9 protein-coding genes are annotated in these 12238 nt (G+C 45.9%); 6 read left to right on the top strand and 3 right to left on the bottom strand.

What is annotated here, in order from left to right; all coding sequences use genetic code 11:
* The first annotated feature begins 644 nt into the window (after positions 1–644).
* The 6 genes from LK04_RS02800 (at position 645) to LK04_RS02825 (ending at position 8650) form a co-directional block, all read left to right on the top strand.
* On the top strand, positions 645–1628 hold the full coding sequence (locus LK04_RS02800; protein ID WP_039331916.1) for a KpsF/GutQ family sugar-phosphate isomerase: 984 nt from the start codon (positions 645–647) through the stop codon (positions 1626–1628).
* Between the two features lie 91 nt (positions 1629–1719).
* Positions 1720–2868 (top strand): capsule biosynthesis protein, encoded by a 1149-nt coding sequence (locus tag LK04_RS02805; RefSeq protein ID WP_039331914.1) that lies wholly within the window; start codon positions 1720–1722, stop codon positions 2866–2868.
* A gap of 11 nt (positions 2869–2879) precedes the next feature.
* Positions 2880–4556: a polysaccharide biosynthesis/export family protein gene (locus LK04_RS02810; RefSeq protein WP_039331912.1), complete on the top strand. Its 1677-nt coding sequence runs from the start codon at positions 2880–2882 to the stop codon at positions 4554–4556.
* Between the two features lie 9 nt (positions 4557–4565).
* The gene (gene kdsB, locus LK04_RS02815; protein WP_039331909.1) at positions 4566–5306 is read left to right on the top strand and encodes a 3-deoxy-manno-octulosonate cytidylyltransferase; all 741 of its coding nucleotides are present in this window, start codon (positions 4566–4568) and stop codon (positions 5304–5306) included.
* Positions 5303–7330 carry a capsular polysaccharide biosynthesis protein gene (locus LK04_RS02820; RefSeq protein ID WP_039331907.1) on the top strand — a complete coding sequence of 676 codons (2028 nt, stop codon included), beginning with the start codon at positions 5303–5305 and terminating at the stop codon, positions 7328–7330. The genes kdsB and LK04_RS02820 overlap by 4 nt, the downstream gene beginning before the upstream one ends.
* Positions 7331–7375: 45 nt before the next feature.
* The gene (locus tag LK04_RS02825) at positions 7376–8650 is read left to right on the top strand and encodes a capsule biosynthesis protein (RefSeq protein ID WP_052206052.1); all 1275 of its coding nucleotides are present in this window, start codon (positions 7376–7378) and stop codon (positions 8648–8650) included.
* Here LK04_RS02825 and LK04_RS02830 read toward each other — a convergent pair.
* Genes LK04_RS02830 through LK04_RS19980 form a run of 3 tightly spaced genes read right to left on the bottom strand, consistent with a single transcriptional unit; the run spans position 8647 to position 12222 of the window.
* Positions 8647–9825, bottom strand: coding sequence for a tetratricopeptide repeat protein (locus LK04_RS02830; protein ID WP_039331905.1), 1179 nt, complete (start codon positions 9823–9825; stop codon positions 8647–8649). The genes LK04_RS02825 and LK04_RS02830 overlap by 4 nt on opposite strands.
* A 14-nt stretch (positions 9826–9839) precedes the next feature.
* Positions 9840–11510 carry a NosD domain-containing protein gene (locus tag LK04_RS02835; protein WP_071885722.1) on the bottom strand — a complete coding sequence of 557 codons (1671 nt, stop codon included), beginning with the start codon at positions 11508–11510 and terminating at the stop codon, positions 9840–9842.
* Between the two features lie 46 nt (positions 11511–11556).
* A complete protein-coding gene (locus LK04_RS19980; RefSeq protein WP_071885723.1) occupies positions 11557–12222 on the bottom strand; it encodes an ABC transporter ATP-binding protein in 666 nt (221 codons plus the stop codon).
* Positions 12223–12238: the final 16 nt, after the last annotated feature.

Genomic DNA, 12238 nt, shown 5'->3' on the forward strand with positions numbered 1-12238 from the left:
TTTTATGTTTAAGTCAGAAAGTAAGGACGATGCACAACTACAGATAAGGCGCGTTATTGACTGTTTTATGGGTGTCATGGGTGACGTAATGAGATGAGCTTATTATTCGAACTTTTTGGGTGAATTTTAAACATCTCTACACGTATTCTAAGGTCGTGGCAGGCAGGATTTCATTTATTGGAAGCTTTTTGAAATCTTTTGAAAATTTTAGAGCGTTTAAGAGAGAAGTGCTGTGGGTTTGGCTTATTTTCACGATTTAATTTATTCAAATTAGCAAGTAACGTCATTTTTAACTGATGTTAGATTGAAAATTAACCATTCGCATACTAAGGATTCAATAAGAATGTGCTTAAAATTCTTGTGCCGACTATTACTGTATGTTACATAGAGTGTCGAATTTCTATCCCTTGCTCACTTCAGATTTTTCCGTGAGCGCCGTAGTGCCAAATAATAAAAAGAGCAGACTTCAATACCCCTTTAGCGGACGCTTTTGCTCACGCTTTGACTTGTCACGCAGCGTGATAAAACCGTCTTGTTACAGATTGCGATAGAAAAGAAACGTTAATACAACCCGTCGTGATGCTTTTAGTGATTTGAAAGTGTGGCGATAGCATTTGCTACAACACCCATGCAAAGGAACTGACATGACCCAGGTGGTAATTCAGGAGCAACAACGCGGCGTTATTGAGCCGGAGTTAATTGAATCCGTACGTCAAACGCTAGCGGAACAAGGTGCCGCGCTGCAAAATCTTGCGCAGCAGTTGGATAGCCAGCAATACCAGAATGCTCTGCACCTGATCATGAACTGCAAAGGTCATGTGATCCTGTCCGGGATGGGCAAATCGGGCCATGTTGGACGCAAAATGTCTGCCACCCTGGCTTCAACGGGCACACCCAGCTTCTTTATTCATCCTGCTGAAGCCTTCCATGGCGACCTCGGCATGATCACGCCTTATGATCTGCTCATCCTGATCTCTGCCAGTGGCGAAACCGACGAAATTCTCAAGCTGGTGCCTTCGCTCAAGAATTTTGGCAACCGCATTGTGGCGATTACCAATAAAGGTGACTCCACGCTGGCTAAAAATGCGGATGCGGTGCTGGAACTCAACATGACGAGTGAAAGCTGCCCGAACAATCTCGCACCTACCACATCCACGACCTTAACGATGGCGATTGGTGATGCGCTGGCGATTGCCATGATTCACCAACGTAAATTCATGCCTGATGACTTCGCTCGCTATCACCCCGGGGGTTCGCTGGGACGCCGTCTTTTGACGCGCGTAGTGGATGTGATGCAACGCGATGTACCAACAGTGAAAACGGATGCGCCATTCAAAATTGTCATTCAGCGCATCACTAGTGGCTGCCAAGGCATGGTGGTGGTGGAAGATGCAGCGGGAAATCTGGCAGGCATTATCACGGATGGTGATTTACGCCGTTTTATGGAGAAAGAGGATGCGTTGGGCGCAGCCACTGCCGAACAAATGATGACGCGCGAACCTCTGACTTTGCCGGAAGAAACCATGATTTTTGAAGCCGAAGAAAAGATGCAAAAGCATCGTGTTTCTTCGCTTTTAGTGACTGATAAAACAAATAAAATTACCGGGCTAGTGCGAATTTTCGACTAACCGAATATCACTGGGTGTGTCGCGCGGCGAGCCGCAAGTCGTACCTCAATATGTGCCTGAGCACCCAAATAAAAAATTTGATGATAGTTCCATGTTGATGAAAGTGAAGTCCGCCGCATCCACGATGCGTACGCGTTTTTCTGCTGTTTCGCTGGCGGAAATCCAGAAACACCTGGCGAAAATTATCATTTTGCTGCCGATGGCGCTGTTGCTGATCTACCTCGTGATCTTCAGCCAGCCGCGCTATATGAGCGAATCCAAAGTCGCGATCAAACGTTCAGATGACCTGAACAGTAGTAGCCTCAATGTCGGTTTGCTGTTGGGGGCATCGAACACCAGCTCAGCAGAAGATGCGCTCTATCTGAAAGAGTACATCAACTCGCCAGATATGCTGGCGGCGCTGGATAAACAACTGAATTTTCATGAGGCTTTTAGCCATAGTGGGCTGGATTTTCTTAATCATCTTGGTAAAGACGAGACGGTCGAACGCTTCCTGCAATATTACCTCAGCCGCATTAGCGTCTCTTACGATGACAAAACCGGTTTGCTCGATATTCAAACTCAGGGTTTCACGCCCGAATTTGCACTGAAATTTAACCAGGCAGTGCTGAAAGAGTCCGAGCGTTTTATCAATGAAATGTCACACCGTATCGCGCGCGATCAGCTCACCTTTGCTGAAGAAGAAATGCAGAAAGCGCGTACTCGCCTGAACGCCAGTAAGGCTGACATGCTTGCCTATCAGAACAGCAACAACATGCTGGACCCAGAAGCGCAGGCATTGGCCGCCACGACCCTGATTAACACCCTGGTGGGGCAAAAAATCCAGATGGAAGCAGACCTGCGTAACTTGCTGACCTATCTGCGTGATGACGCTCCGCAGGTGGTGAGCGCCCAAAACGCGATCAAGTCATTACAGGCTCAGATTGACGATGAAAAGGGCAAGGTCACCGCACCGCAAGGCCACAAGTTGAACCGTATGGCGGTGGATTTCGAAGAGATTAAATCGAAAGTCGAGTTTGATACCGAGCTGTATAAACTGGCACTGACTTCGATTGAAAAAACCCGCGTGGAAGCGGCGCGCAAATTAAAAGTGTTGTCTGTGATCAGTTCACCGCAACAGCCGCAGGAATCCACTTTCCCAAATACACCTTATTTGATCGCCTGTTGGTTGCTGGTTTGCTGCTTATTATTCGGCACCCTGAAACTGCTGCTGGCTGTTATTGAAGATCACCGGGATTAATTGAGTTTGTCATGAAATTATTAAAGTCACTTTTACTGATTGCTGCGTGGCAGGCCACCTCTGCCAGCGCTGCGCTGGATATTAATGCCGATCCCAATCTGACGGGGGCGGCTCCATTGCCAACATTCCTGACAGGCCAACAAAACCAGACGCAAAACAACAGCGGTTTTGATAACACGCCACCACCGGCGGCACCCGTTGCGATGAGCCGCATGTTCGGCGCGCAACTGTTTAACGGCACCAGTGCTGACAGCGGTGCCACCGTCGGCTTCAACCCTGGCTACGTGCTCAATCCGGGCGACAGCATTCAGGTGCGTCTGTGGGGGGCGTTTACCTTTGATGGCGCGTTACAGGTTGATCCGAAAGGTAATATCTTCCTGCCCAATGTCGGCCCGGTGCAGGTAGCGGGCGTCAGCAATAGTCAGCTAAATGCGCTGATTACCAGCAAAGTTAAACAGGTGTATCAGGCCAACGTCAGCGTGTATGCCTCTCTGCTGCAAGCGCAGCCAGTGAAGGTCTACGTGACAGGCTTTGTGCGCAGCCCAGGCTTATATGGCGGTGTGACCTCGGACTCTCTGCTCAACTACCTGATCAAAGCGGGTGGCGTTGATCCGGATCGCGGCAGCTACGTGGATATCGTGGTGAAGCGTGGCAACCGCGTCCGCTCCAGCATCAACCTGTATGACTTCTTGCTCAACGGCAAGCTGGGGCTTTCGCAGTTTGCTGATGGCGACACCATCGTCGTCGGGCCGCGCCAGCACACCTTTAGCGTGCAGGGTGACGTGTTCAACAGTTATGACTTCGAGTTCCGTGACAGCAGCATTCCGGTGACTGAAGCCTTGAGTTGGGCACGTGCCAAGCCGGGTGCCACCAACATCACCATTATTCGTCAGCAAGGCTTGCAGAAACGCAGCGAGTATTACCCGCTTAGCTCTGCGCCGGGCCGTATGTTGCAGGATGGCGATACGCTGATTGTCAGCACCGATCGCTATGCGGGCACCATCCAGGTACGCGTAGAAGGGGCACACTCCGGCGAACACGCAATGGTACTGCCATACGGTTCAAGTATGCGTGCAGTGCTGGCGAAGATTCGCACCAACAGCATGTCGGAAATGAGTGCGATCCAACTTTATCGCCCATCTGTGGCACAGCGTCAGAAAGAGATGCTGGATCTGTCACTGCAGAAACTGGAAGAGGCTTCGCTCTCGGCCCAGTCCTCTACCAAAGAAGAAGCCAGCCTGCGTATGCAGGAAGCGCAGCTGATCAGCCGTTTTGTGGCGAAGGCACGCACCGTGGTGCCGAAGGGTGAAGTGATCCTCAACGAGCAGAATCTGGATTCTATCCTGCTGGAAGACGGCGACGTCATTAACATCCCGCAGAAAACCTCGCTGGTTATGGTGCATGGCGAAGTGCTGTTCCCGAATGCAGTCAGCTGGGAAAAGGGCATGAGCCCGAAAGATTACATCGAGAAGTGCGGCGGTCTGACGCAGAAATCGGGTAACTCAAAAATTGTCGTGATTCGTCAGAACGGTGCTGCCGAGAACGGTGAGGATGTCGATACCCTCAACCCAGGTGACGAGCTGATGGTACTGCCGAAGTACGAATCGAAGAACATCGAAGTGACGCGCGGTATTTCCACCATCCTCTACCAGTTGGCGGTGGGTGCGAAAGTGATTCTGTCGATCTAAGGAATGGATATGAACAAAGCAGTGATTGTTATCCCCGCCCGTTTTGGCTCCTCGCGTCTGCCAGGTAAGCCGTTACTGGATATCGTTGGTAAGCCGATGATCCAGCACGTCTATGAACGTGCTCTGCAAGTGGCGGATGTGGCGGAAGTGTGGGTTGCGACCGACGACGAGCGCGTAATGCAGGCAGTCGAAAGCTTCGGCGGGAAAGCAATTATGACGCGCAGCGATCATGAATCGGGCACTGACCGTTTAGTTGAAGTGATGCAGAAGGTTGAAGCGGATATCTACATCAATCTGCAGGGTGATGAACCGATGATTCGCCCGCAGGATGTGGCCCACCTGGTGCAGGGAATGCGTGATGATGCAGAGCTGCCTGTGGCAACGTTGTGCCATGCGATTACGGCGGAAGAAGCGCTGGAAGCCAGTACGGTAAAAGTCGTGGTGAACACGCGCCGTGATGCACTTTACTTCAGCCGCTCACCGATTCCTTATCCGCGTAATGCCGATAAGGCGCGCTACCTGAAACACGTCGGTATTTACGCCTATCGCCGTGATGTATTGCAGAACTACAGCCAACTGCCGGAGGCCATGCCGGAACAGGCTGAATCACTGGAACAGTTGCGTTTGATGAACGCGGGTATTGCGATTCGTGCATTTGAAGTGGCCGCTACCGGACCGGGTGTGGATACACCAGCTTGTCTGGAAAAAGTGCGCAAGCTCATGGCACAGGAGCTAACAGAAAACACATGATCGGTATCTTCTCTTCGGGTATCTGGCGCATTCCGCATCTGGAAAACTTTCTGGCACAACCGTGCCAGAGGCTTTCTGCACTGCGTCCGATTCCGCAAGAGATAGATGCTGTTGCGGTGTGGGGTCATCGACCAAGTGCGGCCAAACCGGTTGCGCTGGCACAGGCTGCAGGTAAACCTGTTATTCGCCTTGAAGATGGGTTTATCCGTTCGCTAGATCTTGGTGTTAATGGTGCGCCACCGCTCTCTATCGTGATAGACGACATTGGCATTTACTACGATGCCAATCAGCCAAGTGCGCTGGAGCAGCTGATTCAGGATAAAGCGGGTAATGCCGCTTTAACTGAGCAGGCGCGCGAGGCGATGCAAACCATAGTCACTGAAGACCTGTCGAAATATAACCAGGCTCCGTCGTTTGTGGCGGGCGAAGCACTGAACCCCGAACTGGTGCTGGTGGTTGACCAGACCTTTAACGATATGTCGGTGACATACGGCAATGCGGGGGCCGATGACTTTGCTGCGATGTTAGACGCCGCCATTAAAGAAAACCCTCAAGCGATTATCTGGGTCAAAGTTCACCCTGATGTCTTACAAGGCAAGAAAGCCGGTTACTTCGCATCATTGCAATCTACGCATCGTGTGCATCTGATGGCCGATAATGTCAGCCCTCAGTCACTGTTACGCCACGTTTCACGCGTCTATGTGATGACGTCGCAATACGGTTTTGAGGCGCTTATCGCGGGTAAACCCGTAATCTGCTTCGGTCAGCCTTGGTATGCCGGTTGGGGGTTGACTGACGATCGCCATCCGCAATCTACGCAGCTCGCTGAGCGTCGTGGCTCTGCGTCATTAGTTGATTTATTTGCCGCGGCATACCTGCGTTATTGCCGCTATATCGACCCTCAATCTGGCGCGGCTACCGATCTGTTCACCGTGTTGCAATGGATGCAGTTGCAGCGTCGGCACCAGCAGCAGCGAAGCGGTTACTTGTGGGCACCGGGATTGACGTTGTGGAAATCCACCATCCTCAAACCCTTCTTACGCACCACGGCAAACAGAGTGCGCTTTTCTCGCCGCTGTTCTGAAGCAACTGCATGTGTGGTATGGGGTGTGAAGGGTGAGCAACGCTGGCGTGATGAAGCGAATCAACGTCTGCTACCTGTATGGCGGATGGAAGATGGCTTCTTGCGGTCCTCTGGTTTGGGATCTGACCTATTACCGCCGCTGTCGCTGGTGCTGGATAAGCGCGGTATCTATTACGATGCAACGCGCCCAAGCGATCTCGAAGTGTTATTGAATCATAGCCAACTGACGTTGGCGCAGCAGTTGCGGGCTGAAAAACTTCAGAAGCGTCTGGTTGAGAGCAAACTCAGTAAATATAACCTTGGCGCAGATTTCAAACTACCGCATGCAGCACAGGATAAGACAGTGATTTTGGTGCCGGGCCAGGTTGAAGATGACGCTTCGATCCTTACTGGCACCGTCTCCATCAATACCAACCTGGGATTACTGCGTACCGTGCGTGAGCGTAACCCGGAAGCATTTCTGATTTATAAGCCACATCCTGATGTGCTGGTGGGTAATCGTAAAGGCGATATACCAGCAGAGCAGGTGCAGCAATTAGCTGATTATCAGGCGCTGGATGCGGACATTATCCAGTGCATTCAGGTGGCCGATGAGCTGCACACGCTGACCTCACTTTCAGGTTTTGAAGCCTTACTGCACGGTAAGAAAGTCTTTTGTTACGGCCTGCCTTTTTATGCGGGCTGGGGAGTGACCACCGATGAACATTGCTGCAATCGCCGTGGGCGTTCACTCTCGTTATTAGACCTGATTTATCAGGCTTTGATTGTCTATCCAAGTTACATCCATCCCCTGCGCCTGGAACCGATAGCGGCTGAAGAAGCGGCTGAATATCTGATCCAGACTCCGCGGCGACAGATGTTTATTACAAAAAAGAAAGCGGGGCGGATTATCCGTCATTACCGCAAGTTAGTGATGTTTATTAAGGTCAAATTCGGCTGACCACAGCCGGTTACGGACAATAATGAATAACCATGAAGGTTGAATATGCACAGTAATGCATTGACCGTTTTGCTGTCTGGGAAAAAATACCTGCTGTTACAGGGGCCGATGGGACCGTTCTTCAATGATGTAGCCGTTTGGCTGGAATCATTGGGACGTGAAGCCGTGAATGTCGTATTCAACGGTGGCGATCGGTTTTACTGTCGCCAGCGTGAATACCTGACGTATCAGGAAACGCCGAAACAGTTTCCTCGTTGGCTGCGTGACACCCATGCAAATTATGACTTCGATACCATTCTGTGTTTCGGGGATTGTCGTCCTTTGCATCAGGCGGCGAGTCGCTGGGCAAAGGCGAAAGGCATACGCTTCCTGGCATTCGAAGAGGGCTACCTGCGTCCGCACTTCATTACGGTGGAGGAGGGCGGGGTCAACGCACACTCTTCACTGCCACGCGATCCGGAGTTTTATCGTCAGTTGCCTGAAATTCCCGTTCGCGATGTTGAACACCTCAAGCCCTCTGCGGCGAAGCGCATCGGCCATGCGACTTGGTACTATCTCGTAGGGTGGCGTCACCGACATGAGTTCTACAAGTACCGTCATCACAAGTCTTTCTCACCGTGGTACGAGGCACAGTGCTGGATTCGCGCTTACTGGCGCAAACAGTTGTATGGCGTAATGCAACGCAAGGTGTTGCCACGTTTACAATCTGAACTTGATCAGCGCTATTACCTGGCGATCTTGCAGGTGTACAACGACAGCCAAATTCGTAACCATAGCCGCTATGAAGATGTACGTGATTATATTAATGACGTGATGTTTTCGTTTGCGCGTAAAGCGCCAAAAGATAGCCATCTGGTGATCAAGCATCATCCGATGGATCGCGGCCACCGGTTATATGGGCCGCTGATTAAGCGCTTAGGGAAAGAGTTTGGTGTGAGCGACCGTGTGATCTATGTGCATGATCTCCCCATGCCAGAATTGCTGATGCACGCCAAAGCGGTGGTCACAATTAACAGTACGGCGGGGATTTCAGCGCTGATTCACAACAAGCCCCTGAAGGTGATGGGCAATGCCCTGTACGACATCAAAGGATTGACGTATCAAGGGCATTTGCACCAGTTCTGGCAGGCTGGGTTTAAGCCAGATATGAAGTTGTTTAAGCAGTTTAGGGGGTATTTGTTGGAAAATACTCAGGTGAATGCGGTTTATTACATCATTGGAAAAGTGAACAGAGAAAAAGTTGGTGTAAATTTCAACTTTAATGTTACTAATAATGCCAATGCTAGATGTTCTAAGGGTGATGAGGTTTTACCGTTCTAGATGTTTTTCATTCTTGACAGTTCAGCAGTTTTTTTATTTATATCTAACTCTAAGAAATTCATTAGTGATTTCTGGAACGCTGAATTTCCTTTATTCAATCTGCATGCTTCTCTGAAATGTTGTTCAGCACGAATTGTTTCATCGAGATCAATGAATATCTGGGCCAATGTATGATGAGCATGAGCTGAAAATGGATTAATTTCAACAGACCTTAAAAGTAACTTTTTTGCTTGGTATGTTTGACCTTGTCTTCTTAAGTTTGCCCCCAATTTCGCTAAAGCTTCACTCTGAAAATTACACAGTTTTATGGACTGCAACCAAGCTTCATTGGCATCATAAGTCTTTCCATTTTTTTGGTAAGCTTCTCCTAGCTTTGATAACAAAACAGGATTTAACTTGAATTTATCATTTATATTTATAAGGAAATCGAGCCAAGCTTTGTGATTCCCTGAATTTTTAATTAACATGGCATTATATAATTCAAATGCTAACTTCTCATTTCCTTTTCTTTTTAAATTGTATATTCTATGACTTCGGATGTTAACTTTAAGGGTGTTTGCGAACTCGAGGATTAGCTCACCAACCTTTCCGTCAATGTCATACAATTGCACCCCTGGGTGTTCAATTCCTTTGATGAGATACCGTTCTATATTTTCCCCAGATAAAGATAATATGCTAATTAAATCTATCTCATCACTTTCGCTTGCAAAAAAATAGAATGGTAAACTAGAGTGGTTAATTAGTTCATTTAAATTGCTGTATGCATTCTTGACTTTATTTATGCAATATATTTCACTACGGCTACCGGGTAGGCCAATTTCAGATTCAACACCAAAGGCTAAGCATCCATCAGCATTGCCAAGTAGAGCGTACAAAGCGGCGCCATAAGCACCCATTGACGTTCCGAAAGTTATTACTCGGCCGTTGCCAATGGTTCTCGCATAGGCGACCAATTTTTCAGCGCAATTTTTGGAATCAGCTGAAATTCCATCAATCCCATTTTGGTACCATCTGTTCCCATCGTCGTTTACAAAAATTATATTTAAATTTGATGAGTTTATTATTTTAAAAGGTTTGAATTTTCCTTTTGGTGTGTTTACAGATGAAAAAGCAATAACAGTAGGAAGATTTTTGTCACGTGTAATTATTTTAATAAAATCATTTTTTTCTTTCATTTCAAGATCTTACTCTAAGTAATAGATTTCCAACCATTTTGGTCAGAACCAGAAACTTTCACATATAAAGATGGCGTTCCATTATCCCCTGATCGTAAATACAATGACCCTTTAGTTGCACTAATACTCCCTTGAGGGTCATCAGAGCCAGAAATTAGATCGAATCCATCATTGATACGGATCTTTTCTGCTTTTATTTCAAACGCATTATCGTTTTCTTGAATGTTTAAACTATTTAATTTTATTTCGTTTATTTTGCTGTCATCTTTTTCGAAAGCTTTTCCTTTAAATGAAGAAACAAGGCTGTATGAATTTATGTTTATTTTACGTGTGTTGTCAGTCATATAGAACAAAATATCACCTATCTCATTTTGAGCTGTGACTGTATTGCTTAAATTGAATCCTGTACAGTTTCGAAGAATGATGCCTTCCTCGCAACCCACTCCAATAAAGTTTCCCTCTAAAGTTCCAAGTGAACAAGAGTCAAGATAGTAGGCATACTTTTTATTCGGAAATAAACCGCTGCTTTCATCAGGTTGTACTGTATTACCCGATATTTTTAGATCTGATATTCTTTCTAATCTAAAACCGTACCAGTCATCGTTAGATTTTTTCCATCCTTTACGGTGACGTCGAATTGTGTTGTCATTAAAACTTAAAGAGTTGGCACCTTTGACGTATATTCCATATCTTTGGGAATTAAAATTGTTGTGATGAATTTTAGGTTCACCAAATGCTTGTTCTCCAGACCAAATTAAACCATCTAAAGTTCCAATAATGTCATTATCATGCATGCTAAAGAACACACGATTAACAATATTTAGTGCGTTTTTAATTGGGCCGATATTATTGTCATGTATTCTTGCTGATAATACAGCTGCATCAGCATCTAATTCAATACCTACATCGCTAAACTGGCCATTCTCAGGTTTCTGGAGATCGTAAGTACCTTGTATACAGTTTTCTGTGATAATCGCCTGAATACAATCTCCTATTCTAAACCATTTTCGCGCACCATAATCCCATGAAAAACCATAAGCCTTTTCTTTTCTAACGGTACCGTGACAGTAATTCCCTTTAATAAAATAGCGAAGTTGCTTCTCAAAATAAAACGAAGATGACTTAGGGCCTAATAGGAAACAGTCAACATTATTACCTTCAACTATTAATTCAATATCCACGACCCCTATGATTCGTCCTGCATCTGGAGACGATAATGTCATGTCAAACACGACTTTTTCAGACATGTTTTTTGCTGTGATTTTAGTAGAACCTTTCTCCCCCTCTAATAAAAATGGAGAGCTTTTTATTGTATCTGTAACTAAGTAATTCCCACGGCCTAAATATAATTTTCTATTGTTTGACTGAGAACAATAATTAGCAGCTTTTTGAAAAGCTTTGGTGTTATCGGTTCCGCCATTCTCAGGACTATAATCGCCTTTTGCACCAAAAATTTTAATGTTTATGACTTCTTGGTTTAAATCTCTTTGTGTAAGTTCATTACCACTTAAATAATCAGAGGAAATTGTGACATTTACGTCGTCTATTTTTTCTTTTATGGGGTCGGCTAATGAATTTGAAGCGGTTTTATTTTTCTCATTGGCATATGCACATGATATTGAGAATAAGCTAAGTATTGTTGATGGCATTAGTTTCTTAAATAGCAATCGTCTCGTCAGCTTCATTAAAACCTCACCATTTTATGAATTAAAATTCAGCGATTTGTATCTGTTATACACCTTGATCGATTTTATGAAAGTGTATTGCTTGATCAATATCTTCATATAACTGAACAGAAGAATTAGGGCCTATATAAATAGCATGATCACAATATTTTCGTAAAGAGGATAAACTATGTGATACCATGATGAGTTTTGACGAAATGGTCTTTTCGTGAAAAATTTCTGAGCATTTTTTTTTGAATGCTGCATCACCAACAGCAGTAACTTCATCAACTAAGTAGTAATCAAAATTAAATGCCATACTCAATCCAAAGCTTAGTCTTGATTTCATTCCGGATGAATAAGTTTTTATTGGCATATCAAAATAATTTCCTAGCTCTGAAAATTGCTCAACGTAATTTATTTTTTCTCCAATTTCATTTTCTTTGCAATATAATCTTGATACAAATTTGACATTATCTCTGCCAGTTAAACTACCTTGAAATCCACCGGATAAACCGACAGGCCACGAAATGGTTTTATTGGTTTTAATTGAACCAAAATTAGGTAAGTCTATTCCTCCTATAAGACGCATTAGAGTTGATTTTCCTGCTCCATTTCGGCCGATCAATGCTATGCTTTTACCCTCAGGGATAACAATATTTAAATCGTTAAATATATAGTGCTTCCCCTTTTTCGTTTTATAAAACTTGGTTAGGTTTTTTATTTCAATCATAGTATTCTCATGATGT

The organism is Pantoea vagans (genome assembly GCF_001506165.1).
GTDB classification, from domain to species: Bacteria; Pseudomonadota; Gammaproteobacteria; order Enterobacterales; family Enterobacteriaceae; genus Pantoea; species Pantoea vagans_C.